Source organism: Pseudomonas sp. SM4, assembly GCF_051913165.1.
Classification (GTDB): Bacteria; Pseudomonadota; Gammaproteobacteria; order Pseudomonadales; family Pseudomonadaceae; genus Aquipseudomonas.
The window spans coordinates 76,974-100,025 of the sequence record NZ_JBODOE010000012.1; the positions used below are offsets into that span (position 1 = coordinate 76,974).

28 protein-coding genes are annotated in these 23,052 nt (G+C 59.5%); 12 read left to right on the top strand and 16 right to left on the bottom strand.

The window, feature by feature from the left end:
- Nucleotides 1-400: 400 nt before the first annotated feature.
- Together ACQ4MY_RS21710 and ACQ4MY_RS21715 are read right to left on the bottom strand one after the other, a co-directional pair.
- Entirely contained in the window at nt 401-1,627 is a 1,227-nt protein-coding gene (locus tag ACQ4MY_RS21710; protein WP_440096427.1) for a winged helix-turn-helix domain-containing protein, read from the bottom strand.
- Between the two features lie 64 nt (nt 1,628-1,691).
- Nucleotides 1,692-1,913 (bottom strand): DUF1127 domain-containing protein, encoded by a 222-nt coding sequence (locus ACQ4MY_RS21715; RefSeq protein ID WP_008088246.1) that lies wholly within the window; start codon nt 1,911-1,913, stop codon nt 1,692-1,694.
- A 96-nt stretch (nt 1,914-2,009) separates the two neighbouring features.
- Here ACQ4MY_RS21715 and ACQ4MY_RS21720 point away from each other — a divergent pair, with 96 nt between their 5' ends.
- The gene (locus tag ACQ4MY_RS21720) at nt 2,010-2,864 is read left to right on the top strand and encodes a LysR substrate-binding domain-containing protein (RefSeq protein ID WP_026000633.1); all 855 of its coding nucleotides are present in this window, start codon (nt 2,010-2,012) and stop codon (nt 2,862-2,864) included.
- Here the strand turns inward: ACQ4MY_RS21720 and ACQ4MY_RS21725 are convergent.
- A complete protein-coding gene (locus ACQ4MY_RS21725; protein WP_177323345.1) occupies nt 2,854-3,603 on the bottom strand; it encodes a sulfite exporter TauE/SafE family protein in 750 nt (249 codons plus the stop codon). The genes ACQ4MY_RS21720 and ACQ4MY_RS21725 overlap by 11 nt on opposite strands.
- A 111-nt stretch (nt 3,604-3,714) precedes the next feature.
- Here ACQ4MY_RS21725 and ACQ4MY_RS21730 point away from each other — a divergent pair, with 111 nt between their 5' ends.
- From ACQ4MY_RS21730 to ACQ4MY_RS21740, 3 genes are all read left to right on the top strand, one after another.
- The gene (locus ACQ4MY_RS21730; RefSeq protein WP_440096428.1) at nt 3,715-4,671 is read left to right on the top strand and encodes a LysR family transcriptional regulator; all 957 of its coding nucleotides are present in this window, start codon (nt 3,715-3,717) and stop codon (nt 4,669-4,671) included.
- Between the two features lie 45 nt (nt 4,672-4,716).
- Complete coding sequence (locus ACQ4MY_RS21735; RefSeq protein ID WP_440096429.1) at nt 4,717-5,208, top strand: MarR family winged helix-turn-helix transcriptional regulator; 492 nt, start codon at nt 4,717-4,719, stop codon at nt 5,206-5,208.
- Between the two features lie 233 nt (nt 5,209-5,441).
- Complete coding sequence (locus ACQ4MY_RS21740) at nt 5,442-5,861, top strand: organic hydroperoxide resistance protein (RefSeq protein ID WP_008079954.1); 420 nt, start codon at nt 5,442-5,444, stop codon at nt 5,859-5,861.
- A gap of 146 nt (nt 5,862-6,007) precedes the next feature.
- Here the strand turns inward: ACQ4MY_RS21740 and ACQ4MY_RS21745 are convergent, their stop codons facing one another.
- Nucleotides 6,008-6,577 carry an elongation factor P gene (locus ACQ4MY_RS21745; protein WP_007908599.1) on the bottom strand — a complete coding sequence of 190 codons (570 nt, stop codon included), beginning with the start codon at nt 6,575-6,577 and terminating at the stop codon, nt 6,008-6,010.
- 48 nt (nt 6,578-6,625) lie between these two features.
- The gene (earP, locus tag ACQ4MY_RS21750) at nt 6,626-7,768 is read right to left on the bottom strand and encodes an elongation factor P maturation arginine rhamnosyltransferase EarP (RefSeq protein WP_440096430.1); all 1,143 of its coding nucleotides are present in this window, start codon (nt 7,766-7,768) and stop codon (nt 6,626-6,628) included.
- 124 nt (nt 7,769-7,892) lie between these two features.
- Between earP and ACQ4MY_RS21755 the strand changes: the two genes are divergently transcribed.
- Together ACQ4MY_RS21755 and ACQ4MY_RS21760 are read left to right on the top strand one after the other, a co-directional pair.
- Nucleotides 7,893-8,303 (top strand): hypothetical protein, encoded by a 411-nt coding sequence (locus ACQ4MY_RS21755; protein ID WP_008079951.1) that lies wholly within the window; start codon nt 7,893-7,895, stop codon nt 8,301-8,303.
- Between the two features lie 2 nt (nt 8,304-8,305).
- Nucleotides 8,306-8,788: a GreA/GreB family elongation factor gene (locus ACQ4MY_RS21760; protein ID WP_003226791.1), complete on the top strand. Its 483-nt coding sequence runs from the start codon at nt 8,306-8,308 to the stop codon at nt 8,786-8,788.
- Nucleotides 8,789-8,797: 9 nt separating this feature from the next.
- On the opposite strand, the gene cysB is transcribed toward ACQ4MY_RS21760, so the two are convergent.
- The 5 genes from cysB to ACQ4MY_RS21785 form a co-directional block, all read right to left on the bottom strand.
- On the bottom strand, nt 8,798-9,772 hold the full coding sequence (cysB, locus tag ACQ4MY_RS21765) for an HTH-type transcriptional regulator CysB (RefSeq protein WP_008079948.1): 975 nt from the start codon (nt 9,770-9,772) through the stop codon (nt 8,798-8,800).
- A 113-nt stretch (nt 9,773-9,885) separates the two neighbouring features.
- Nucleotides 9,886-10,389, bottom strand: coding sequence for a universal stress protein (locus ACQ4MY_RS21770; protein ID WP_008079946.1), 504 nt, complete (start codon nt 10,387-10,389; stop codon nt 9,886-9,888).
- Nucleotides 10,390-10,488: 99 nt separating this feature from the next.
- Nucleotides 10,489-11,394 carry a 5'-nucleotidase gene (locus tag ACQ4MY_RS21775; RefSeq protein ID WP_008079944.1) on the bottom strand — a complete coding sequence of 302 codons (906 nt, stop codon included), beginning with the start codon at nt 11,392-11,394 and terminating at the stop codon, nt 10,489-10,491.
- 22 nt (nt 11,395-11,416) lie between these two features.
- Nucleotides 11,417-12,388 (bottom strand): putative 2-dehydropantoate 2-reductase, encoded by a 972-nt coding sequence (locus ACQ4MY_RS21780; RefSeq protein ID WP_158831677.1) that lies wholly within the window; start codon nt 12,386-12,388, stop codon nt 11,417-11,419.
- Nucleotides 12,385-12,771: a thioredoxin family protein gene (locus ACQ4MY_RS21785; RefSeq protein ID WP_045123065.1), complete on the bottom strand. Its 387-nt coding sequence runs from the start codon at nt 12,769-12,771 to the stop codon at nt 12,385-12,387. The genes ACQ4MY_RS21780 and ACQ4MY_RS21785 overlap by 4 nt, the downstream gene beginning before the upstream one ends.
- On the opposite strand from ACQ4MY_RS21785, the gene ACQ4MY_RS21790 reads away from it, so the two are divergent.
- On the top strand, nt 12,770-13,213 hold the full coding sequence (locus tag ACQ4MY_RS21790; RefSeq protein WP_064120260.1) for a PilZ domain-containing protein: 444 nt from the start codon (nt 12,770-12,772) through the stop codon (nt 13,211-13,213). The genes ACQ4MY_RS21785 and ACQ4MY_RS21790 overlap by 2 nt on opposite strands.
- A 130-nt stretch (nt 13,214-13,343) precedes the next feature.
- Nucleotides 13,344-14,420, top strand: coding sequence for a 3-deoxy-7-phosphoheptulonate synthase (locus tag ACQ4MY_RS21795; RefSeq protein ID WP_440096431.1), 1,077 nt, complete (start codon nt 13,344-13,346; stop codon nt 14,418-14,420).
- A gap of 61 nt (nt 14,421-14,481) precedes the next feature.
- Here the strand turns inward: ACQ4MY_RS21795 and ACQ4MY_RS21800 are convergent, their stop codons facing one another.
- Complete coding sequence (locus tag ACQ4MY_RS21800; protein ID WP_003226804.1) at nt 14,482-14,763, bottom strand: GNAT family N-acetyltransferase; 282 nt, start codon at nt 14,761-14,763, stop codon at nt 14,482-14,484.
- Between the two features lie 640 nt (nt 14,764-15,403).
- Here ACQ4MY_RS21800 and oprI point away from each other — a divergent pair.
- A complete protein-coding gene (gene oprI, locus ACQ4MY_RS21805) occupies nt 15,404-15,655 on the top strand; it encodes an outer membrane lipoprotei OprI (protein ID WP_003199355.1) in 252 nt (83 codons plus the stop codon).
- A 123-nt stretch (nt 15,656-15,778) separates the two neighbouring features.
- Here oprI and ACQ4MY_RS21810 read toward each other — a convergent pair whose 3' ends face one another.
- The 3 genes from ACQ4MY_RS21810 to ACQ4MY_RS21820 all read right to left on the bottom strand — a co-directional run bounded on the left by ACQ4MY_RS21810 (nt 15,779) and on the right by ACQ4MY_RS21820 (nt 17,901).
- Complete coding sequence (locus ACQ4MY_RS21810) at nt 15,779-16,750, bottom strand: L,D-transpeptidase family protein (protein ID WP_008079925.1); 972 nt, start codon at nt 16,748-16,750, stop codon at nt 15,779-15,781.
- Between the two features lie 194 nt (nt 16,751-16,944).
- Nucleotides 16,945-17,238 (bottom strand): hypothetical protein, encoded by a 294-nt coding sequence (locus ACQ4MY_RS21815; protein WP_007908575.1) that lies wholly within the window; start codon nt 17,236-17,238, stop codon nt 16,945-16,947.
- A 57-nt stretch (nt 17,239-17,295) separates the two neighbouring features.
- The gene (locus ACQ4MY_RS21820) at nt 17,296-17,901 is read right to left on the bottom strand and encodes an arylesterase (protein WP_008079924.1); all 606 of its coding nucleotides are present in this window, start codon (nt 17,899-17,901) and stop codon (nt 17,296-17,298) included.
- A 10-nt stretch (nt 17,902-17,911) separates the two neighbouring features.
- Here ACQ4MY_RS21820 and ACQ4MY_RS21825 point away from each other — a divergent pair, with 10 nt between their 5' ends.
- Genes ACQ4MY_RS21825 through greB form a run of 3 tightly spaced genes read left to right on the top strand, consistent with a single transcriptional unit; the run spans nt 17,912 to nt 21,631 of the window.
- A complete protein-coding gene (locus ACQ4MY_RS21825; protein ID WP_008079923.1) occupies nt 17,912-18,595 on the top strand; it encodes an ABC transporter ATP-binding protein in 684 nt (227 codons plus the stop codon).
- Nucleotides 18,595-21,099, top strand: coding sequence for an ABC transporter permease (locus ACQ4MY_RS21830; RefSeq protein ID WP_440096432.1), 2,505 nt, complete (start codon nt 18,595-18,597; stop codon nt 21,097-21,099). The genes ACQ4MY_RS21825 and ACQ4MY_RS21830 overlap by 1 nt, the downstream gene beginning before the upstream one ends.
- Before the next feature lie 34 nt (nt 21,100-21,133).
- The gene (greB, locus tag ACQ4MY_RS21835) at nt 21,134-21,631 is read left to right on the top strand and encodes a transcription elongation factor GreB (protein ID WP_008079921.1); all 498 of its coding nucleotides are present in this window, start codon (nt 21,134-21,136) and stop codon (nt 21,629-21,631) included.
- A 5-nt stretch (nt 21,632-21,636) separates the two neighbouring features.
- On the opposite strand, the gene ACQ4MY_RS21840 is transcribed toward greB, so the two are convergent.
- Both ACQ4MY_RS21840 and ACQ4MY_RS21845 read right to left on the bottom strand, forming a co-directional pair.
- Nucleotides 21,637-21,945, bottom strand: coding sequence for a hypothetical protein (locus tag ACQ4MY_RS21840; protein WP_008079920.1), 309 nt, complete (start codon nt 21,943-21,945; stop codon nt 21,637-21,639).
- Nucleotides 21,946-22,154: 209 nt separating this feature from the next.
- Nucleotides 22,155-23,045 (bottom strand): pseudouridine synthase, encoded by an 891-nt coding sequence (locus ACQ4MY_RS21845; protein ID WP_440096433.1) that lies wholly within the window; start codon nt 23,043-23,045, stop codon nt 22,155-22,157.
- Nucleotides 23,046-23,052: the final 7 nt, after the last annotated feature.

The window sequence follows — 23,052 nt, forward strand, 5'->3', positions numbered from 1 at the left end:
CACAGGATCTGCGTCGCGCACAAAATTGATGAATGACGCGGTCAACGTAGGAGCTGAGCTTGCTCGCGAAGGCGCCCGCTCATCCCCCCTCATTCAACAGGTTTGCCGCTAGGGTTCGTTATCTTTGTCGTTTGAACCGGCCTCTTCGCTGGCAAGCCAGGCTCCCACAGGATCTGCGTCGCGCACAAAATTGATGAATGACGCGGTCAACGTAGGAGCTGAGCTTGCTCGCGAAGGCGCCCCCTCATTCAACAGGTTCGCCGCTAGGGCTCGATATCTTTGTCGTTTGAACCGGCCTCTTCGCTGGCAAGCCAGGCTCCCACAGTGACCGCGCCGATCACAAAATCTGTGTACGACGCAGAACACTGTGGGAGCCTGGCTTGCCAGCGATGGCGTCAGTTCAGTCACAGCCGATTTGGGCGAATGCCACTCGTAATCGTGCGGCACTCTCGCGCTGACAATTGAGCTGTACCCGCGCAAGCCCCAACCAATCCGCCATCCGCCGTAAATCCACCGCCAGCGCCAGCATCCCCGCCTCATCCAGCCCCGGCTCCTCCTCGTGCACCGCATGCACCGCCAACCGCCCCGCCGCCCGTTCGGCACGCAGATCAACCCGCGCCGCAATCCGTTCATTGTGCAAAAACGGCAACACGTAATAGCCGTAAACGCGCTTGTTTTGCGGCGTGTAAATCTCCAGCCAATAGCGGAAATCAAACAACCGCTCCGTCCTGCTGCGCTCCCAGATCAATGAATCGAATGGCGACAACAGCGCACTCGCCGTCACCTTACGTGGGACTTTCGGCTCGGGGAGGCAATAAGCGATCTGACGCCAACCAACCACTTCGCACATCTGCAACTGCCCCGCCTCGACCAGCTCAGCCAGTCGCGGACGCGCATCCGCCGGATTCAAACGAAAGTAATCGCGCAGGTCTTTCTCCGTACCCACGCCCAACGCCTGTGCTGCATGCAACAGCAAACCACGCTGCGCCTCAGCCTCATCGGGCAACGCTTGCTGCAGAATGGACGAAGGAATCACTCGCTCCGGCAAATCATACAAACGCTCAAACCCACGCCGCCCCGCCACCGTCACTTCACCGGCAGCAAACAACCACTCCAGCGCGTGCTTTTCCGCGCTCCAGTCCCACCATGGCCCGGCCTTGTCTTCGCGGGTCGACAGACTGCCGGCGCCGATTGCGCCCTGCTCTTCCACCGAACTCAACACGCGACGTACAACGTCTTGCTGCTCGCGACCAAACTTGGCCAGTTGCTGATAAATATCTTCGCCGCGCCTGGCGCGTTGCATGCGCCAGCCCATCAACGGATACATCGACAGCGGCAACAACGACGCCTCATGCCCCCAATATTCGAACAACGAACGACGACGCCCCGAACTCCAGGCAGCCTGGTCGAGCAAGTCAGAAGGATAGTTACCGAGACGTGAAAACAGCGGCAGATAGTGCGAGCGCACCACGGCGTTGACGGAATCAATTTGCAGCAAGCCCAGCCGTTCGATCAGCCGGTTGAGGTGAGCGGCCTTGACGGTCGGCGGCTGGCGCCCGTTGAACCCTTGGGCGGCCAGCGCCAGACGTCGCGCCTGTTTGAGGGAAAAGGCCAGTGTCGCGGGCATGAGCATCTCCTTGTCTGCTCGCAACCTACCTCACCTGAAAGTGTTTTGTGTAGCACTGGCGTCATCATTTATGCATCGGATCATCCCAGAACGGCCGCACAGACTCGTGTTCGACGTCGGCACGACTGACCCCGATGTCTTTCAACGCCTCGTCGCTCAGACTGGCGAGCAACTCGCGTTCACGGTGCAATTCATACCAGCGGCTAAACTTGTGCAGCAGGTCGGAAACGATATGGCCGTGGCCGTCAAATTTGTCTTCGCTTACATACTCTCTTTGACCTTTCATCGTGTTGCCCTCCATGTGGATGGCTCAAGTCTCGCGCCAGCGCTAAGATCAATCCAACGAATGTTTCTGATGGCATGCATCACGGAGATTCATCAATTGTCGGCCTACCCCAGTATCGATACCGATGTGTTGCGCACCTTTGTCGCGATTGCCGATCAGGGCGGTTTTACCCGCGCCGGTGAAATGGTCAACCGCACGCAATCGGCGGTGAGCATGCAGATGAAGCGTCTGGAAGAGGACGTGTTGCAGCGCCAATTGTTCGAGCGCGACGGCCGACAGGTACGCCTGACTGCCGAAGGCCAGGTGCTGCTCGGTTACGCGCGGCGCATCCTCAAGCTGCACAGCGAAGTGTTCAACACTCTGCGCGAACCGCACATGGTCGGCACGGTGCGCATTGGTACACCGGACGATTATGTGATGCGTTTTCTGCCGGGGATTCTGTCGCGATTCGCCCAGTTCTATCCGTTGATCCAGATCGAAGTGCATTGCGAGTCGACCAAACAACTGTTGCAGCGCACCGATCTGGATCTGTCGATCGTTACCCGCGAACCGGGCAACGAGATCGGCCAACTGCTGCGCAAGGAGCGTTTCGTCTGGGCCGAGGCGCAAAATTTCAGCGCCCATGAACAAACGCCGCTGCCGCTGGCGATGTTCAACAGTGATTGTTTCTGCCGCTTGTGGGCGTGCAATGCGCTGGACGCGATGGGCCGCGATTACCGCATCGCCTATAACAGCACCAGTTTGTCGGCGCTGATGGCCGTGGTGAGCGCGGGTCTGGCGATCACCGCGCAACTGGAAAGCCTGATCACCCCGGACATGCGCATTCTCGGCGCTGCCGAAGATCTGCCGCTGTTGCCCGAGGCCAGCATCATGCTGATCCGCAACCTGAACAACCCGTCGCCGATCACCGAGTGCCTGGCCGAGCACATCGTCGAAGGCTTCAAACTTTAAACGCGAGCATCACCGCACACAGCACCAGAAAGCCGCAGAACAACCCGCGCAGGAGTTTTTCCGGCATCGCGTGGGCGACTTTCACGCCCCAACTGATGCTGGCCAGCCCGCCAATGGCCAGCGGCAAACCGATCATCCAGTCCACCTCGTGATGCACTGCGTAGGTCACCAGGGTCACGCCGGTACTTGGCAGCGCCAGCGCCAGCGACAAACCCTGCGCGACGACTTGTGTGGTGCCGAACAGGCTGGTCAGCACTGGCGTCGCCACCACCGCCCCGCCGACACCAAACAATCCGCCCATGGTCCCGGACGCCGCGCCGAGCACACCCAGCCACGGCCACGAATAGCGCATTTCGGAAGTCGTAGCGGGTTGCTTGCCGAACATCTTCAACAGGTTGTAAGCCGACAACACCACAAGGAACGCAACGAAACCGATACGCATGGTTTGCGCATCGATGCCGACCGCCCAGATCGAACCGATCCAGGCAAAACAAAAGCCCATCAGCGCCAGTGGCAGCGCGTGGCGCAGTTCGATGCGATTGCGCTGGTGATAGCGCCACAGCGCGAGCATTACGTTGGGCACCACCATGACCAGCGCCGTGCCTTGAGCGATCTGTTGATCGAGGCCGAACCACACGCCCAGCAACGGAATCGCGATCAAACCGCCGCCGATGCCAAAAATGCCACCCAAGGTGCCGAGTGCGGCGCCAAACAGCAGGTACAACAAAAACTCCATCACAGCCCAATTCCTCTAACGTCAGGCAACTCATCCTACGCAGTCGCCGCTGGCGGGGAAACGCACAGCAACGCACAATGGCTATGCCGATTTCGCACAAACACCGGGCCGAACATGAATCCCAATCAATTGACCGACCAACTCGGGCTGTTTCTCGACGTGTTGGAGAGTGGCAGTTTTTCCGCCGCCTCGCGCCGTCATCCGCTGACGCCCTCAGCGGTCGCGCGGCGTATCGACAGCCTGGAAAATGCAGTGGGCAGCCAGTTGTTCATTCGCAGCACCCACGCCGTACTCGCCACGCCGGCCGGTCTGGCGTTCGCCGAGCGGGCGCGGCGCATCGTCGCCGAATTGCAACTGGCCCGGGCTGAAGCAGTGTCCTTGAGCAGCGCCCCCGAAGGCTTGATCCGCATCGATGCCCCGGCCGCGTTCGGGCGGCGACATCTGGCGCCGGTGATTGCCGACTTCCTCGTCCTCTATCCGGGGCTGGATGTGCAATTGCACCTGATCGACAGCTTCGTCGACATGGGCGGCTCGAATCTGGGCAAGGTTGATCTGGTGTTGCGCGCAGGGCAACTGGCCGATACGCGGCTGGTGGCCACGCCGTTGGCGAGCATGGTGCGCATTGCCTGCGCCAGCCCGGACTACCTCAAGCGTCGCGGCATCCCCAAGCATCCCGCACAGTTGAGCGAACATGACGGCCTGGATTGGGAAGGACTCGCCCCGCCCTTCGCCTGGCGATTCGAACAGGACGGTCAGATGCAATTGCACCGTCCGGCGCGGATCCGCATGAGCGCCAACAATGCCGAGGCGCTGGTATGTGGCGCATTGGCCGGGCTAGGCATCGCCCATTTACCCACTTGGCTGGCCAGCGAATACCTGCTGCGCGGCGAGTTACTGCCGCTGTTTTGCGAAAGTGGCCTGCCGAAGGCGGAATCCACGGGTATCTACGCACTGCGTATGGAGCAGCAAACCAACTCCCGCAGTCGCTTGCTGCTGGAGTATCTGAAGACGCGGTTCAGCCCGGTGCCCCCTTGGGATCTGGCGCTGCAGCGGGACCTGGGTCGTCATTAGCGCCGGCGAATTATCTGGCGCATTAAACATTCGGGCGCTAGATTCATGACCATTACCGATCAAGGCTTTGATATGACTTCCGACCGCAACACCCCCGACGTCTGCGAAGAACTGCTGCTGGACAATCAGGCGTGCTTCGCCCTGCACTCCACTTCGCTGATGATGACCAAGGTCTACAAGCCGCTGTTGCAGGCGCTGGGCCTGACGTATCCGCAGTACCTGGCGATGATGGTGCTGTGGGAAAAGGACGGTTTGACGGTCGGAGAGATCAGCACAAAGCTGCTGACTGATCCGGGTTCGCTGACGCCGCTGCTGAAACGGCTAGAGGGCGAAGGCCTGCTCAGCCGCACGCGCAGCCGAGAGGATGAGCGGGTAGTCATCGTCGAATTGACCGAACAGGGCCGAGCGCTAAAAGATCGGGCGCGCACGGTTCCCCCTTGCATCCTCGGCGCCAGCGGTTTCTCCATCGAGCGCCTGCAAAATCTGCAAGCAGAACTCCAGGCACTGCGCAGCCACCTGCAAAACAGCCTTTCCTGAATCCACCCTCCCCTTGTGGGCGCTGCGGCACGTTGCGATCTTTGGATTTTTGGCTTTTTCAAGATCAAAAGATCGCAGCGTGCCGCAGCTCCTACAAGTGTTTCAGTGCACCTATCACGAATAATTTTCCAAAATTATCTTGCGCGCAAGATATTTGCGCTATACATTTGCCTCGTACTTACTTAGCGCGCAAACAATTAGCGCAAACCATGACACCCAACGAGGCTCACATCATGCAAACGCTCTACACCGCAATCGCAACCTCCACTGGCGGCCGTGATGGTCGTGCGATCTCCAGCGACAATATTCTCGACGTCAAACTCGCCACCCCCAAAGAACTCGGCGGTGCTGGCGGCGCGGCGACCAACCCTGAGCAGCTGTTCGCAGCCGGTTACTCGGCCTGCTTCATCGGCGCGCTGAAATTCGTTGCCAGCCAGACCCAACGCAAAATCCCCGACAATGCCTCGATCACCGCCCACGTCGGCATTGGTCAGATCCCTGGCGGTTTTGGTCTGGACATCGATCTGCACATCAGCCTGCCCGGCCTGGAACAAGCCGACGCGCAATCGCTGGTCGACGCCGCTCACCAGGTTTGCCCGTACTCCAACGCCACCCGTGGCAACGTCGACGTACGCCTGCACGTCACTGTCTGAACAAAGCAAAAGATCGCAGCCTGCGGCAGCTCCTACAGGGGTACATATGTAGGAGCTGCCGCAGGCTGCGATCTTTTGATCTTACTGACAGGCACAAAAAAGCCCGACTCAATGGTCGGGCTTTTTCTTTCCGCAAAAAGCAGTGCTTATTTAGCACGGCCTTTGTAGGAACCGCCTTCGCGGGTGTCGATTTCGATCTTGTCACCGATTTCGATGAAGTCAGCAACCTGCAGCTCAGTACCGTTGGCCAGTTTGGCTGGCTTCATGACTTTGCCGGAAGTGTCGCCGCGAGCCGAACCTTCGGTGTAGTCAACTACACGTACGATGGTGGTCGGCAGCTCTACGGAAACCAGACGCTCTTCGAAGAAGATCGCTTCGCAAACATCGGTCATGCCTTCTTCAACGAAAGGCAGAACGGCTTCGATGTCTTCAGCGTTCAGCTCGTACATGGTGTAGTCGGTGGTGTCCATGAACGTGTAGGTGTCGCCGCTGATGAAGGACAGGGTCGCTTCTTTGCGGTCGAGGATTACGTCGTCCAGTTTGTCGTCAGCGCTGTAAACGATCTCGGTCTTGTAACCGGTCAGCAGGTTTTTCAGCTTGGTCTTCATGATCGCGCTGTTACGGCCCGATTTGGTGAATTCAGCTTTCTGAACCAGCCAAGGATCGTTTTCGAGACGGATCACGGTACCGGGTTTCAGTTCTTTACCAGTTTTCATTGCGAATATCCGAATTTGGATGGGATTTACAAAAATCTAGGCCGCGTATCATATCCAATTTAGGTAAAACTGTACCAGCGCTGCGGCAAGATCGGCCTGCAAGCCTTGTTCCAGACACCATTTTTCGGCATTTTCCTGCAGTTCGCGCCAGTGTTTGCGGCTTGCCAACCAGTGTTCACCGATCGGTTGCCCGGCACTCCAGGCTCGCCACAGACCGTTCATCGCCTCAGCGGCGGCCGGCGACAGGCCTTTGGTGTACAGCGCCAGAAAGGCGTCGAGCTTGTCCAGATGGATGTCTTCGTCCTGCTGATAGATGTGCCAGAGCATCGGCCGCCCCGCCCATTGCGCGCGAACGAAAGAATCCTCGCCGCGCACGGCGTTGAAATCGCAGCACCACAGCAGGTGATCATATTGATCCTGTCGGACGAACGGCAGCACCTGCACGGTCAATGACTGCCGTACATGGATCGCACCGACCGTCAGGGTTTCAACCCCGAGCCAGCGCGCAACATCGCCAAGAATGCGCCCTTCCGGCACCAACAGATGGGTTGGCGTGGCGTCCGCTGCCAATACGTCCAGCCAACTGGCCAGCCCGGCATTCTCGTAGGCAAATAACGAAATCAGCTGCGCCTCAGGCGCGCGATCAATGCCCAGGCCTTGCAGGAATTGTCGCTGCGCCTCGGGATCCAGCTGAAACTGCTGACGCTGTTCAAGCAATCCACGCTCACGCAGCAAGCCGCCAGTACCGGGCTGGAAGCCGGGGAAAAAGAAGATCTTCTGCACCGATTTGTATTTCACCGATGGCAGGCCGTGGCAACCGACCACCCAATCCTCGGCGCTGAGGTAGTCGAGGTTCATCCATAACGGTGGCTTTTCGCGCGCGGCCATGGCGTCCATGTAATCACTGGGCAACTGACAGGCGAACGCGGCGATGACCACATCCGCCGCGTCAGTCTGTGCCCACTCACTCGGCCAGAGGCGCACTTCGACGCCCTGCTGCGATTGCTGCGCAGCGTTGACGTCGATGTCCGGGCAGATCCGTTCGAACGCACGCAGGTCATCGACCCACAGGCGCACCGCCAAAGAGTGCTCGGCGACCAGTTGCCGGGCCAGGCGCCAGGTCACGCCAATGTCGCCATAGTTGTCGACCACGGTGCAGAAAATATCCCAGCGGGTGTTCACTTCCGGCATTCAAGACTCCCGTTGGCAAAAGCAGCGATTGTCCGCATAAATCACCTCGCGCAGAAGAGCCGACGGCGATTAATCTTCGTGCGACAATCGCCACTTGCCCGCAATCATCCGCCAGGAGGCAGCCATGCCCTATCGTCCCAACCCGCGTCGCCCCTTGCCTGTTCAGCTTAGCGCGCTGCACCTGACCGGCAGTATTGCCTTGGGCCTGTGGCTGGGGTTTCTCGCCATTGCGCTGACCTGCTGGCTGCTGTCGCGTTTTCTGTTCACCGAACAGTTGGCACCGGTTGCTCAGGCGGTGCAGCAACTGGCCAAGCCGCCGGTGACCGTCCAGGTGCAACCGGATATCCCGCCGCAAAGTCCGCTGTTCGACCAGTACGAAGAAAACCTGCGCAAGAACGAACAGCAGGTTCGACTCGATCAAGCGCGCAGCAGCTCGCGAAACCAATCCAACCCTAAATGCCAGTTCTGGCTGCAACAGGATCAGACCGCCCCGAGCGAAAAGAGCCGCGCCAACGTCCTACAATTCTGCGATTGATCATGAACAAGCACACGGTTCACCAACTGATTCTCGACAAGCTGCGCGTTGATCTCGACATCGCCGAACGCGCCGCGCAAACCGCCTACGAAACCGCGACTCACGAAGAGAACATCGCCGAAAACAAGTACGACACGCTGGGGCTTGAGGCGTCGTATCTGGCAGCGGGCCAAGCAAAACGCGTCGAGGAAATTCGTCAGTCACTGGCGCTGTGCCAGAACTTGACGCTGCGCGCCTATGATGAAAACCGTGGAATCGAGATAGGCGCCCTGCTCGGTCTGGAAGACGAAAAGGGTCGCGAGCAATGGCTGTTTCTGGCGCCGGATGCGGCCGGCCTGAAAGTCGATGTGGTGGGTCAGCCGATTACCGTCATCACCCCGCGCTCACCACTGGGCAAAAGCCTGCTGGGCAAGTTCGAAGGCGATGAGGTGGAGATTCTGGTGGCGGGCACCCGGCAACAGTTTGCTGTCACCGAAGTGCTTTAAGAGGGTTGCTTAGTGAACGGGCAGTTCGACGCCGTCGAACAGCTCTTCCAGCTCTTGCTTGTTGTGGCACTGAATGGCTTTGGCCATCACTTCGCGGGTCAGGTGCGGCGCAAACTTCTCGATGAAGTCGCACATGAAACCGCGCAGGAACGTGCCGCGACGGAAACCGATCTTGGTGATGCTCGATTCGAACAATTCGCTGGCATCCAGTACCACCAGATCGCTGTCGAGTTTAGTGTCGACCGCCATTTTCGCCACGATGCCCACGCCCAGACCCAGGCGCACGTAGGTTTTGATCACGTCGGCGTCGGCGGCGGTGAACACCACTTTCGGCGTCAGGCCACGATGGCTGAACGCTTCGTCGAGTTTCGAACGGCCGGTGAAACCGAACACGTAAGTCACGATCGGGTATTCAGCCAGCGCTTCGAGCGTCAGCTTCGGCAGTTTGGTCAGCGGGTGACCCTGCGGCACGACCACGCAGCGGTTCCAGCGGTAGCACGGCATCATCACCAGATCGCCGAACAGCTCCAGTGCTTCAGTGGCGATCGCAAAATCGACGGTGCCGTCTGCGGCCATCTCGGCGATCTGCATCGGCGAACCCTGGTGCATGTGCAGCGCCACGTCCGGGTATTGCTTGATGAAATTGCTGATCACCGGCGGCAGGGCATAACGCGCCTGGGTGTGCGTGGTGGCAATCGACAGGGTGCCCTTCTTCTCGTTGGAGAATTCCTGGGCGATCTGCTTGATGCTTTCTACCTTGCGCAGAATCTCACCGGCAGTGGTGATGATGCGCTCGCCGGCCGGGGTGACGCGGGTCAGGTGCTTGCCGCTGCGGGCAAACACTTCAACGCCGAGTTCGTCTTCCAGCAAGCGGATTTGTTTACTGATGCCCGGTTGCGAGGTGTACAGGCTTTGGGCTGTAGCGGAAACGTTGAGGTCGTGGTGCGCCACTTCCCAGATGTAGCGCAATTGTTGAAGCTTCATATGTATCCCTCAAAGCAAGTAGACGCCACGGGCATCAGCGACGGTATATAACTATATTAATGGTTTGAAGAATAAATCTAGAACTTTTTTATCAAAGTGCCATTATTCCCGCTTCAGCGATCTTCCCGCCGCCGGCGCTCCACCAACGGCACCAGATAAACCGGCACCTTGGCCAACTGCAGGACCCGAGCCGCCGTGCGCCCCAACGGCGTTTCCGCGCCCACCCCGTGACTGTGGCTACCTACGATCAGCAAATCGACCGAGAGTTTCTGCGCCTGGTCGAGAATCACCTGCGACGGATCGCCTTGCAGCACGCGCACCGCGCGAATGCGTTGCAGATCCTGCTCGCCGTCCTCGCCCAATTCTTCACGAAAGCTTTCCAGCACCCGCTGTTCAATATTGGCGATGACTGTTTTCAGACCCTGGCTGTGAAAATCGTTCAATGCCTGCTCGTCGAGATAGCTCTGCAACACCGATTCGGCGAACAGCCCCATCGGTTCTACCGCGTGCACCACATACAAGTCGGCATTGAACGTTCGCGCCAACGCCAGGGCATGCTGCATCACTAACGGTGCGTACAGACCGAGGTCAGTGGCATACAGCATCGAACGAATCATATGACCTCCTCGCAAGCCAACAATGGCGGAGATTTGATTCAGCTTAGCAGTGCCTTGGCGAGTACGACGTGCGGCGCAACGTCTTGAACCGTTTGGGCTTTAGACCGACGGTTCGTTGCTGATGCCGTGCGGCACATGGCCGGTGGCAACCACTTCGCGGGCGAGTTCGCAATGCCCCGCCTGATCGTCGAAGAACACGTCGGCTGCGAATGCTTCGAGAAACGCCGATTTGGTCAGACCACCGAGAAACAGTGATTCGTCGAGGCGAATATCCCACTCGCGCAAGGTGCGGATCACCCGCTCATGCGCAGGTGCCGAACGTGCGGTGACCAGCGCAGTGCGGATCGGGCAATCGTCGTCGGGAAACTCGCGCTGCAGCAGATTGAGCGCTGCGAGGAAGCCCTTGAACGGCCCGCCACGCAGCGGTTCGCGTGCAGATTCACGCTCCTTGGCCTGAAACGCTTCGAGCCCGCCGGATTGATAGACGCGCTCCGACTCGTCGGAGAAAATCACCGCGTCACCGTCGAATGCGATGCGCAATTCGTCGCTGGCCGCACGGCTGGCGCCACCGGACAAAATGGTCGCGGCGGCAAAACCGGCGTCCAGCGCCGCACGCACGTCTTCGGCATGGGTCGACAGAAACAGGTCGCAACCAAACGCTTTCAGATACGGATACGGACTGCGCCCGCCAACAAACGCCGCGCGGGAAATCGCCAGCCCGTAATGATGAATCGAGTTGAACACGCGCAGCCCGGTATCGGCGCTGTTGCGCGACACCAGAATCACCTCGACCCGCGCGCGGCCGAGGCGGCTGTTGAGTTTCAGGAGTTTTTCCACCAGCGGGAAGGCATCGCCGGGCGCCAAAATCTCGTCTTCGTGCTCGATCTGATATTGCCGATAGGCCTCGACGCCGCTCGACAGGTACACCTTGTGACTCTCGCTCAAGTCGAACAAGGCGCGCGACGAAATCGCCAGCACCAGTTTGTCATCGATGTTCTTGGCCATGCATTCCCCCAAAGCGACCGGCTTAAACGTTGCGTCGGTCGATAAAACGTAAAGTGCGATACAGCGCTTCGATGCGCGGCAACTGACAACCCGCCGCTTTTGCTGCCGCCAGTGGTCGAGCGTAGATCGCGTCCAGCTCCAGCGGTCGCTTATGTAGAAAGTCGTGGTACATGCTCGGCCAGTAGTCGGGCATTTTCTCGGTCATCGTGAACAGGAAATCGGCATAACCGGCCGGCACCTCCAGGCCACACGCCTTGGCGCCCTGCACGACCTCAGCCATCAACGCCTGAATCAGCGCGCGACTGTCGCCATCGGCCATCAGCGGCGTGGTACCCGCACCGAGGAGCACCGATAGGCCATTGTAGGGAATATTCCAGACCAGTTTCTGCCAGCGCGCCTGATGCAGATTGGGCATTGCCTGCGAATCGAGACCGGCGGCGCGGAACAGGCCAGCGCCTTCTTCAACGATGGCCATGCGCGCCACTTCATCAAGCGCCGGACCGCTGTGATAGCCGACGTTCACCGCCCCCAGGGCTTGATGGGTTATCAGCCCGGGCTCCTCGCGATGCACACAGATCAGACACAAGCCGCCGAGCAGATGGAGGGAATCGGGAAGCAGTTCACGCAGGCTGTCTTCGACATCAAGACCGTTTTGCAGAACCAGCACTTTCGCATCAGCCTTGGCCGCCTGAACGATTGCAGGCGCGAGGCCAGCGTTGCTGGTGGTTTTCGCGCCGACCAGCAGCCAGTCACACTTGGGCATGTCCTCGGCCGCTGAATAGGCTTGCACCGGATTCAGCGTCAGTTGACCGTGCACCGCACTATTTACCTGCAACCCGCGCTCGGCGACGGCCGAGAACTCGCTGCGCAACAGAAAGTGCACATCGAACCCGGCACGCGCCAGCATCAATCCGTAGAAACCACCAATTGCGCCGGTGCCAATAATCCCCACTTTCGGTTTATCAAAGCCTGGTTTATCCACTGTCCCGATCATGGCAACTCCTCTGCAATTCGACCCAGTGCCTGCGCCAACGCCGCGTTCAGCGCATCGGCCGTCAGGCGCGTGTGCAATGCCCCAAAGAACTCACCGTCGCGCACCACAAACAGCGCCGGCAAATGAAAGACCTGATAACGCTCGACCAACCCGCCGTTGTCACCGGCATCGATCCAGCACAGGCGATCGATGGCCAGTTCGAGCCCCGGCAACACTTCGCGGGCATAACGGCAACTGGCGCAGCCGACACTGGTGAAAATCACCAACGAAACGCCGCTCATCGCCAACAGCCGTTGGTCGGCGTCGAAATCGGTCAGTTCGGATTCGACCACTATACTGGGGGAAACAATGTCAAATGGCCGACACAGGGAGTCTGTGCTCATGGGACGTTTCATTCCTCATCCGGACGAGGTGCCGGTTGAATTAACCTTGCTCAAGCCTGAGTGTATTTCCAGGCAACAGCTGCACACTATCAGCCTCGGCGGCATCGCTTGCAATTACCACCGTGCCTGGCGCCATGGCACGGCGCTGCAAGTGCGCATGCCGACACTCAATGCCGACATCTGTTATCCGGGCTATGTGGCGTGGTGCCTGCGGCGCAAAAAGGGTTATCTGGTGGGGATCGCATTTACCGATGAACAGACGCTGTTCAGCGCGCGAATGGGTGAGCAGGTGTGTCAGATCGAGCGCTACTGCCGCATGCACGAAACCCACGATGACCTGCAAGAAATTCAGGCAGTGGCCCTGCAATGGGTCGAGCAACACGCCGACGAGTTCTCCCACGACAGCGTGCGCAAGGCTTTTGCGCAGCCAGCGCTGGACTAAAGCACCTTTTGCCCATTGTCTAGCAGGCGCTTTACGCGCTAAGGTTCCGCTCCCCGACGCGCTTAAATCTGCTGTGCTCCGCCGCGCGGGGATCGCTGGCGGCCGGCACCCGTGACCTGACGAGTAAACGATGGCTGATTTACCGATCAACGACCTAAACGTCGCCTCTAACGAGACCCTGATCACTCCTGATCAGCTCAAGCGTGATATCCCTCTGAGCGACTCCGCCCTGCGCACCGTCACCAAGGGCCGCGAAGTCATTCGCAACATTCTTGATGGCACTGACCACCGTCTGTTCGTAGTGATCGGCCCGTGCTCGATCCACGATATCAAGGCTGCCCACGAATACGCCGATCGCCTCAAGGTGCTGGCGGAGGAAGTCTCCGACACCCTGTATCTGGTCATGCGCGTGTATTTCGAGAAGCCACGCACCACCGTCGGCTGGAAAGGCCTGATCAACGATCCATACCTGGACGACTCGTTCAAGATTCAGGACGGCCTGCACATCGGTCGTCAGCTGCTGCTGGATCTGGCCGAAAAAGGCCTGCCGACCGCCACCGAAGCCCTCGACCCGATCTCCCCGCAGTATCTGCAGGACCTGATCAGCTGGTCGGCCATCGGCGCGCGCACCACTGAATCGCAGACTCACCGTGAAATGGCCTCTGGCCTGTCCTCGGCAGTCGGCTTCAAGAACGGCACCGACGGCGGCCTGACCGTGGCGATCAACGCCCTGCAGTCGGTCTCCAGCCCGCACCGTTTCCTCGGCATCAACCAGGAAGGTGGCGTGTCGATCGTCACCACCAAAGGCAACGCCTACGGTCACGTGGTGCTGCGCGGCGGTAACGGCAAGCCGAACTACGATTCGGTCAGCGTCGCCCTGTGCGAGCAGGCGCTGAACAAGGCCAAGATCAAGCCGAACATCATGGTCGATTGCAGCCACGCCAACTCCAACAAGGACCCGGCCCTGCAACCGCTGGTGATGGAAAACGTCGCCAACCAGATCCTCGAAGGCAACCAGTCGATCATCGGCCTGATGGTCGAAAGTCACCTGAACTGGGGCTGCCAGGCGATTCCCAAAGACCTCGCCGACCTGCAATACGGCGTGTCGATCACCGATGCCTGCATCGACTGGTCTGCCACCGAGAACACCTTGCGCAGCATGCACGCCAAGCTCAAGGATGTTCTGCCGAAACGTCAGCGCAACTGATTCAGCGTTTCGCAGGCATAAAAAAACGCCGGGCATTGCCCGGCGTTTTTGTGTGTGCGGTTCAGATCTTCGCGGCGCGGCGCTGATGACGCTCCATGTAGCGCTCGACGTAGGAGCACGACGGGATCACCGTGTAGCCCATTTCTTCGGCGTACTGCAGCGCGCTTTCGGTCAGCGCAGCGGCAATGCCACGCCCGCGCAGGGCGTTGGGCACAAACGTGCGGTAAATATCCAGGGTCTGTTTCCCCAGATCCATATAGGTCAGGTAGGCACGATGACCGTCCACATTGGTCTCGAACTGATGACCAGCCTGGTCATGGTGGATGGACAACGCCTCGCTCATCACTACTCCTCGCGGGTCTTGGATTCTGACCCCTACCTTACCGATGTTTTTCCGGCGAAGGAACATCTACGCCACCCCGTGCCTGTTGGACACCGAGAAGAGCCACACCGATCTCGCGCAACCGAGCACCTGATAAATAGTAGGCTCCATTGGCAAAAATGCTCAAGGTGCGCTCGTCATCAAGCCGGTTGACGGGGGTTGCTCCGATGGACGCAGGGGTGGAGGGGGAGAAGATCTTCCCAAGCCGCTCACCTGAACATTGCCGGATGTTGAGACTTAAGACGTGCAACCTTTTTTAAAGTCACCTCAACATGGACAAAAGATAAGCGAAGCAGCACGCAAAATCGGAACAAAAGTGTGGACGAATTCATCTAGAAAGACTTTAGCCAAGACTGCAAAAACAGCACATCGTAACGGGAACTTTTTCTGATTAACTCGCTCAGTGCGGGGCTTGCAGCTGGATATTTTTTATACAGTGCAGTTAAAAGTTGCTCGAAAAAGAATCAGCGCCTACAATTTTTTTTGCTTCTTGCGCTACGTCAGTTTACTTACTACAAGTAATGGGTAGTATGTACGCCGGCTATTTCCTCAATCGTGAGGAGACAGCCACTTAATTTGAAAGTCCTTGAAGGGGAACACGATGAACAACGTTCTGAAATTCTCTGCTCTGGCTCTGGCCGCAGTTCTGGCTACCGGTTGCAGCAGCGCATCGAAAGAAACCGAAGCACGTCTGACCGCTACTGAAGACGCAGCTGCTCGCTCCCAGGCTCGTGCAGACGAAGCTTACCGTAAAGCTGATGAAGCTCTGGCTGCTGCTCAAAAAGCACAACAGACTGCTGACGAAGCTAACGAGCGTGCTCTGCGCATGCTGGACAAAGCTAGCCGCAAGTAATAATCCCTCGGGATTGTTATCAAGCCGATCCGATGTCTGGGTCGGCTTTTTTGTGCCCGATGCTTTTGTCCAGGCAATAAAAAACCCGCCGGCGCGTGAAGCGTCGGCGGGTTTTTTATTGCCTTATTGCTGCAAATCGATTGGCGCACTCGAAACAATCGGTGCCGAGGTAGTCGGCGTGCCGATTTCCGTAGGCAGGCCATCTTCAGCCGCCACCACATCGCGCACCACATCCCAGTTCATGCGCAGGTTGTTGGTGACGTCTTCACGCTTGAGCATCGCGTTGATCACTGCAGTGTGCTTGTCGACTACCGACGGGTTGCCCTTGTCGTCGATCGGCGTGTGCGCTTCCAGATAAACCTTGCCGCCACTGCGACCGAACTTGTAGGCGTCGTTGAGGATGCGCACCGACGTGCCGACCGGCACCATGCTGGCCATCTCCAGCACATTGTTGTTGAACATGCGGAAGCAGCCGTGGCTGGTGCGCATGCCGATCCCGAATTTCTTGTTCGAACCGTGGATCAGATAACCCGGCGTGCCCAGCGTGAACTTGAACGGGCCCAATGGATTGTCCGGGCCGGCCGGCACTACGTTTGGCAGCGGATCACCGTCGGCGGCGTGTTCAGCCTTGATCGATGCGGGCGGTGTCCAGGTCGGATTTGGCGTCTTGGCGATGATCGAGGTGTGGGCGATCGGCGAACCCCAACCTTCACGACCGATACCCAGCGGGAACGTGTAAACCACGTTCTTGCCTTTCGGGAAGTAGTAGAGGCGGTACTCGGCGAGGTTGATCACGATGCCTTCGCGCGGGCCCGGCGGCAGTATGAAGCGGGTCGGCAAGACGATTTCAGTGCCGGCGCCCGGCAACCAGGCATCGACGCCCGGGTTGGCCGCGACCATTTCCGAATAACCCAGATCGTAGGTCGTGCCCAGATCGGCGAAGGTGTCTTCGTACTTGGCCTTGATCACCTGGACCTGGCCGATGATGTCTTCACCGGGCGGTGGCAGGGGGAACTCCAATGCAGCAACGGGACCGGCCACACACAGGGCGGCAAGTGACAGGCAGCGGGTGACGGCAGGAAAGCGCGGCAACATCCGGAAAATCCTTCGCATGATCAACAAGGGTATAAGAGCGCGATTGTACACCGCACTTTGAATATTCGGGGAGCCACGCCGATGGACCGTGCTGAATGCGAAAAGATCGCAGCCTTCGGCAGCTCCTACAGGTGTACGCCCTTCCTTGTAGGAGCTGCCGAAGGCTCGGGCCGCGATCGGACGATCTTTTGACCTTAAAGCTCGAATCGCAGCTCAGGCCAGATCGGCGAGGTGCCGCGCTTCTGCGATTCCAGAATCGCCCGGCACAGCGAACACAGGCGCTGATCCTGGAACACCCGGCGATCAACGCTCGACCAGCGCGGTTGCGCCGGGAGCAAGCTGCCGCACAGGGTGCGATCAGCCGAACCACCGAGTTCGAGTTGCCGGGTCACCAGATGCACCCGCACTTCCTGGCAGGCGAACAGATCCAGCTGCTCGTCAGGCTCGATCAGTTGGTAGGCAAACAGGGACCAGGCAGAACGCGACATCGGGGGCTCCAAATAAGGGGGCGCCACATTAGCCGAAAGCCTGCCCTTAGAAAAGCCTCATAACAGCGGTTTTAGCGTCGGCCAGACATTTTCCAGCAACTTGCCCTGAGCCCCGGCTGCCGGGTGCAGTCCATCGGCCTGCATCAAGTCCGGATGACCGCCGACGCCGTCGAGGAAAAACGGTACCAGCGGGATCTTTTTATCGTCGGCGAGTTTGCCGTAGACCTCAGCGAAAGCATCGGTGTAGCGCTTGCCGTAATTGGGCGGCAACTGCATGCCGAGCAGCAGGACCTTGGCGCCGCTCTGACGGGAGCTGTCGATCATCGAGGCAAGATTTTGTTGCAATTGAGTTGGCAGCATTCCGCGCAAGCCATCGTTGCCACCCAGTTCAAGGATCACCAGCGCCGGTTTATGCTCTGCAAGCAGCGCCGGCAGCCGCGCCTGGCCTCCGGCACTGGTGTCGCCGCTGATCGAGGCGTTGACCACTTTATCGTCGAAACCCTCCTGTTTGAGCCGTTGCTCCAGCAACGACACCCACCCCAAGCGGGTATCCAGGCCGAAACCGGCGCTGATACTATCGCCAACGATCAGGACAGTACCCGCCGCTGCGTTCTGGGCCATGCACATGACGGCCAGGCCAGCACTCAAAAACCATACACGCATCGGATTCTCCATGGGCGCAAGCATTCTCACCGCGAAGAACCTCAGCAAAGTGGTTCCCAGCGCGGAAGGTGAACTGACTATCCTGCACGAACTCAGCCTGGAACTGAACAAGGGCGACAGCCTGGCCATTGTGGGCGCGTCCGGTTCCGGCAAATCCACCCTCCTCGGCCTGCTCGCCGGCCTCGACCTGCCGAGCAGTGGCGAAGTCATCCTCGCCGGACAGAGCCTGAGCAATCTCGATGAAGACCAGCGCGCGCGCATTCGTGCCGAGCACGTCGGTTTCGTCTTTCAATCGTTTCAACTGCTCGACAGCCTCAATGCGCTGGAAAACGTCATGCTGCCGCTGGAGCTTGATGGCCGCAAAGACGCGCGCGAGCGTGCGACGGAACTGCTTCAGCGCGTCGGCCTCGGCCAGCGCCTGACGCACTCGCCGCGCCAGCTCTCCGGTGGCGAGCAACAACGTGTAGCGATTGCCCGAGCGTTTGCCGCCGAGCCCGATGTGCTGTTTGCCGATGAACCCACCGGCAACCTCGACAGCCACACCGGCGAGCGCATCAGCGACTTGCTCTTCGAACTGAACAAGGAACGCGGCACCACCCTGGTGCTGGTGACCCACGACGAACGCCTGGCCCATCGCTGCCGGCGCCTGATCCGTCTTGAAGCCGGGCTGTTGGTCGCCCCTCTGGAGCCTTGATGGCACGCTTGCCGCTGTTGCGTCTGTTCAGTCTCGCCATTCGCCAATTGATGCGCGATGCCCGCGCCGGGGAATTGCGGGTGTTGTTCTTCGCGTTGGTCGTGGCGGTGGCGGCGAGTACCGCCATCGGTTACTTCGGCGCCCGCCTCAACGGCGCGATGATGTTGCGCGCCACTGAGTTTCTCGGCGCCGATCTGGTCCTTGAAGGCAGCTCGCCGACCCGCGAAGAACAAATCAAGAGCGGCACCGAGTTGCGCCTGCAGCATGCACAGGTGGTGGAGTTCTCCAGCGTCATTGCCACTGACAACGGTATTCAGTTGTCGAGCATCAAGGCGGTCGACCGCACCTATCCGTTGCGCGGCGAACTTAAAAGCGCCCCGGCGCCCTTTGCTGCGGAAGACGTTGGCGGCGAGCCGCAACCCGGCGAAGCGTGGGTCGAAGCGCGCCTGCTGACGGCGCTCGATCTGAAGATCGGCGACAGTATCGATGTCGGCATGAAGACACTGAAGCTGGCCCGCGTGCTGACTTACGAGCCGGATCGCGCCGGTAACTTCTACAGCCTGACACCGCGGGTGATGATCAACCTCGACGACCTCGCTGCCACTGGCGTGGTGCAGCCCGGTAGCCGCGTGAGTTACCGCGAACTGTGGCGCGGCGAACCGCAGGCGCTGGAAACCTATCGGCAACTGATCAAACCAGGCCTTGCAGCCAACCAGCGGATTCAGGATGCCCGCGATGGCAACCGGCAGATTGGCGGTGCGCTGGGCAAGGCCGAACGTTATCTGAACATGGCCAGTCTGGTCGCTGTGTTGTTGGCCGGTGTAGCGGTAGCGTTGTCGGCGAACCGTTTTGCCAGCCGCCGTTTTGATGCCAGTGCGCTACTGCGTTGCCTGGGATTGTCGCGGCGGGAAACCATGCTGCTGTTCAGCATTCAACTGACGGTACTCGGTTTGCTCGCTGCCCTTAGCGGTGCGCTGCTCGGCTGGCTGGCGCAATTGGGCCTGTTTGCCCTGCTGCATGATCTGTTGCCAAGCGACGTTCCAGCGGGCGGTCTGTTCCCGGCGATCGCCGGGATCGGCACCGGGCTGGTCGCACTGGCCGGGTTTGCTTTGCCGCCTTTGGCAGCGTTGGGTCGTGTGCCGCCGCTGCGGGTTTTGCGTCGCGACATGTTGCCGATCCCATCGAGCACCTGGATGGTTTACGGGGCGGCGCTCGGCGCACTCGGTTTGATCATGTGGCGCCTGAGCCTGGATCTGCTGCTGACGTTCGCCTTGCTTGGCGGTGGCGTGATCGCCGCGCTGGTGCTCGGCGGCTTGCTGCTGTTGCTGCTCAATAGCCTGCGGCGAATGCTCGCCCGCGCTTCGTTGCCATGGCGGCTGGGCTTGGGTCAGTTGCTGCGTCATCCATTGGCCGCGGCGGGCCAATCGCTGGCATTCGGCCTGATCCTGTTGTCGATGGCCTTGATCGCCCTGCTGCGCGGCGAACTGCTCGACACCTGGCAAAACCAGTTGCCGAAAAACGCGCCCAACTATTTCGCCCTGAACATTCTGCCCGCAGACAAACAGGCCTTCACTGATCACCTTGTCAACGTGTCGGCTCAGGCGGCGCCGTTGTATCCGGTGGTGCCGGGCCGATTGATCAGCATCAATGGTGAAGCGGTGCAGCAAATCGTCAGCAAGGATTCCGCTGGCGACCGTGCAGTACAACGCGACCTGAGCCTGACCTGGGCCGCCGATCTGCCAGCGGGCAACAAACTGACGGCGGGCACGTGGTGGAGCGAACAACCAGCGGACGACGTTCCGGGTGTCTCGGTCGAAGGCAAAGTCGCCGAGAGCCTGAAACTGAAACTCGGCGACCACATGGTGTTCAGCGTCGGCGGGGTCAATCGTGAAGCGAGGGTCACCAGCCTGCGCGAGATCAACTGGGATAACTTCCAGCCGAACTTCTTCATGATCTTCCAGCCCGGCACCCTCAAGGACCTGCCGGCGACCTACCTGACCAGCTTCTACCTGGCGCCCGGTCACGACCAACAGATTGTCGAGCTGTCGCGCGCATTCCCGGCCGTGACCATTCTCCAGGTCGAAGCCCTGCTCGAACAACTGCGCAGCATCCTCGCCCAGGTCACCCTGGCCGTGGAATATGTGTTGTTGTTTGTGCTGGCGGCGGGAATGGCGGTGCTGTTCTCTGGCCTGCAAGCGACGCTGGATGAGCGCATCCGCCAAGGCGCGTTGCTGCGTGCGCTGGGCGCCGAGCGGCAATTGCTGATCAAGGCGCGGCGCATCGAGTTTGGTTTGCTTGGTGCAGTCAGCGGTTTGCTCGCAGCCATTGGCTCGGAAGTGGTCAGTCTGGTGCTCTATCGTTTCGCCTTCGACTTGCCATGGCATCCGCATCCCTGGTTGCTGGTGCTGCCATTGATTGGCGCTGTACTGATCGGTGGTGCGGGCGTATTCGGTACGCGTCGGGCGCTCAATGCAAGTCCACTGACAGTGTTGCGCGAGGGTTGATAGACTCCAGCGGTCTTAATCACAAGAAGTTGCCATGAGCCGTTATCGCCCTCCCCGCACCGCCGGCACCGCGCTGATCACCCCTGAAGGTGAAGCGCGGATGCGTGCCGAATTCCATGAGCTGTGGCATGTGCGTCGCCCGCAGGTCACGCAATCGGTCAGCGAGGCTGCAGCGCAAGGTGACCGTTCGGAAAACGCCGAATACACCTACGGCAAAAAGATGCTGCGCGAGATCGACAGCCGCGTGCGCTTTCTGACCAAACGTCTGGAAGCGCTCAAGGTGGTCAGCGAAAAGCCCAGCGATCCGAACAAGGTCTACTTCGGCGCCTGGGTGACCATCGAGGACGAAGACGGCAAGCAATCGCGCTACCGCATCGTCGGCCCCGATGAACTGGATCTTAAACTGGGTTTGATCAGCATCGATTCACCGCTGGCCCGCGCCTTGATCGGCAAGGCGCTGGATGCTGAAGTGCGGGTGCAGACGCCGACCGGCGAGCAATTCGTCTACATCGTCGCAATCGAATACCTCTGACACCGTCAGCGGCGGGTGATCAGACCTTGCCGCGCCACGCGGGTCAGCTGCTTGATCATTTCCGGGGCATCTTCCGTGCTTGGCGCCTGAATCACCGCCAGATCAAAGCTGTCACTGGCAAACCGCGCCAGTGACTCGCCGTCTTCAACGAACTGGATCAGGAACGCGGCAGGGCCGCCACTGCGACGTGGCCAGCCATCGAGATAACGCAACAGCGTCGGCTGATGTTTGCCGCCAAGCAGGATTTTCGGGTTGCGTTGAGTGATATGCGCAGTGATCGGCGCGGGACGTGCAGGAGGGCGTAGTGCATTCATTGGTCGTGTCTCTGCCTCAAAAGTCTGCATGGCAGGTGAGAGGCAACACCGAACCAGCGCTTTAGCGGTATTTCGAAGCCCTGTTCCGGCTTCTGACGGCAACTGATTGAGTCACCTGGCGCCCCGCAAGTAGCTGTTTAAATCGGCGCATGACCACATGCTAGATAACGTGACCGTACAGTGTCAAGAATCAGAAGCTATAAGCGCTGTCACCACTGCAAGGTGATACGGCTCTCGAATTCACGCGCCTCCCCAGTGACTGGATCAATGAAGCGCAGGCCCTGCGCCAACAGTTTCAGCGGATTGGCGTAATCATCCTCGACGTCCTTCAACACGTCCGGGTAAAACGGGTCGTTGCAAATGCTCGCGCCCAATGCGGTCATGTGCACACGCAGTTGATGTTTTTTGCCGGTGACCGGGTACAGGCCATAGCGCCACAGATCGCCACTTCTCTCGCGAACTTCCACGGCGGTTTCGGTATTGCTGACGCCCGGCCCTTCCTGCATGCGGAAAAACGGTTCGCCATCGACCAGGCGGCTCTTGTGTACCAAGGGGAAGTTCAGTTCAGGCAGTGCAGGCGCGATCGCCTCGTAGCGCTTGTCGATCTGCCGGGTCGGGAACAGTGACTGATACGCCGAACGGGTTTGCGGATTGGCCGAGAAAATCACCAGCCCGGCGGTGTGCCGGTCGATGCGGTGCAACGGCACCAGATGTGGATTGTCCAGACGCCGGATCAAACGGCGCAGCAACGTCTGTTCGACGTACTCGCCGGCCGGCGTCACCGGCAGGAAATGCGGTTTGTCCGCGACCACCAGATGCTCATCGGCATAAAGAATCGACTCGACCACCGGAATCGGTTTCTCGTCCGGCACTTCACGGAAGTAGTGAATGCGCAGGCCTTCCTTGTACGGCAGATCCACCGTGATCGGCTGACCATTGCCGTCCAGCACGCGACCACGAGCGATACGATCCAGCCACTGCTCGCGGCTGATGGCCCGGAAGTGCTCGCACAGGCAATCAAGCACTGTCTGCCAGGAGCCCGGTGGCAGATACAGGGTGCTGGCCTGATTGTGTGCCGCGGAAAATGTAGATGTGGACATACGAAAA

Coding starts and splice junctions, on each gene's coding strand:
- ACQ4MY_RS21715 (WP_008088246.1), bottom strand. CDS start 1,913: ATGAAAGGTCAAAGAGAGTATGTAAGCGAAGACAAATTTGACGGCCAC.
- ACQ4MY_RS21790 (WP_064120260.1), top strand. CDS start 12,770: ATGGGACGTTTCATTCCTCATCCGGACGAGGTGCCGGTTGAATTAACC.
- ACQ4MY_RS21840 (WP_008079920.1), bottom strand. CDS start 21,945: ATGAATGCACTACGCCCTCCTGCACGTCCCGCGCCGATCACTGCGCAT.
- ACQ4MY_RS21770 (WP_008079946.1), bottom strand. CDS start 10,389: ATGATTCGTTCGATGCTGTATGCCACTGACCTCGGTCTGTACGCACCG.
- earP (WP_440096430.1), bottom strand. CDS start 7,768: ATGCCGGAAGTGAACACCCGCTGGGATATTTTCTGCACCGTGGTCGAC.
- cysB (WP_008079948.1), bottom strand. CDS start 9,772: ATGAAGCTTCAACAATTGCGCTACATCTGGGAAGTGGCGCACCACGAC.
- ACQ4MY_RS21825 (WP_008079923.1), top strand. CDS start 17,912: ATGGGCGCAAGCATTCTCACCGCGAAGAACCTCAGCAAAGTGGTTCCC.
- ACQ4MY_RS21800 (WP_003226804.1), bottom strand. CDS start 14,763: ATGAGCGAGGCGTTGTCCATCCACCATGACCAGGCTGGTCATCAGTTC.
- ACQ4MY_RS21810 (WP_008079925.1), bottom strand. CDS start 16,750: ATGTTGCCGCGCTTTCCTGCCGTCACCCGCTGCCTGTCACTTGCCGCC.
- ACQ4MY_RS21775 (WP_008079944.1), bottom strand. CDS start 11,394: ATGGCCAAGAACATCGATGACAAACTGGTGCTGGCGATTTCGTCGCGC.
- ACQ4MY_RS21760 (WP_003226791.1), top strand. CDS start 8,306: ATGAACAAGCACACGGTTCACCAACTGATTCTCGACAAGCTGCGCGTT.
- ACQ4MY_RS21785 (WP_045123065.1), bottom strand. CDS start 12,771: ATGAGCACAGACTCCCTGTGTCGGCCATTTGACATTGTTTCCCCCAGT.
- ACQ4MY_RS21820 (WP_008079924.1), bottom strand. CDS start 17,901: ATGCGTGTATGGTTTTTGAGTGCTGGCCTGGCCGTCATGTGCATGGCC.
- ACQ4MY_RS21830 (WP_440096432.1), top strand. CDS start 18,595: ATGGCACGCTTGCCGCTGTTGCGTCTGTTCAGTCTCGCCATTCGCCAA.
- greB (WP_008079921.1), top strand. CDS start 21,134: ATGAGCCGTTATCGCCCTCCCCGCACCGCCGGCACCGCGCTGATCACC.
- ACQ4MY_RS21755 (WP_008079951.1), top strand. CDS start 7,893: ATGCCCTATCGTCCCAACCCGCGTCGCCCCTTGCCTGTTCAGCTTAGC.
- ACQ4MY_RS21745 (WP_007908599.1), bottom strand. CDS start 6,577: ATGAAAACTGGTAAAGAACTGAAACCCGGTACCGTGATCCGTCTCGAA.
- oprI (WP_003199355.1), top strand. CDS start 15,404: ATGAACAACGTTCTGAAATTCTCTGCTCTGGCTCTGGCCGCAGTTCTG.
- ACQ4MY_RS21740 (WP_008079954.1), top strand. CDS start 5,442: ATGCAAACGCTCTACACCGCAATCGCAACCTCCACTGGCGGCCGTGAT.
- ACQ4MY_RS21735 (WP_440096429.1), top strand. CDS start 4,717: ATGACCATTACCGATCAAGGCTTTGATATGACTTCCGACCGCAACACC.
- ACQ4MY_RS21845 (WP_440096433.1), bottom strand. CDS start 23,045: ATGTCCACATCTACATTTTCCGCGGCACACAATCAGGCCAGCACCCTG.
- ACQ4MY_RS21710 (WP_440096427.1), bottom strand. CDS start 1,627: ATGCCCGCGACACTGGCCTTTTCCCTCAAACAGGCGCGACGTCTGGCG.
- ACQ4MY_RS21795 (WP_440096431.1), top strand. CDS start 13,344: ATGGCTGATTTACCGATCAACGACCTAAACGTCGCCTCTAACGAGACC.
- ACQ4MY_RS21780 (WP_158831677.1), bottom strand. CDS start 12,388: ATGATCGGGACAGTGGATAAACCAGGCTTTGATAAACCGAAAGTGGGG.
- ACQ4MY_RS21730 (WP_440096428.1), top strand. CDS start 3,715: ATGAATCCCAATCAATTGACCGACCAACTCGGGCTGTTTCTCGACGTG.
- ACQ4MY_RS21815 (WP_007908575.1), bottom strand. CDS start 17,238: ATGTCGCGTTCTGCCTGGTCCCTGTTTGCCTACCAACTGATCGAGCCT.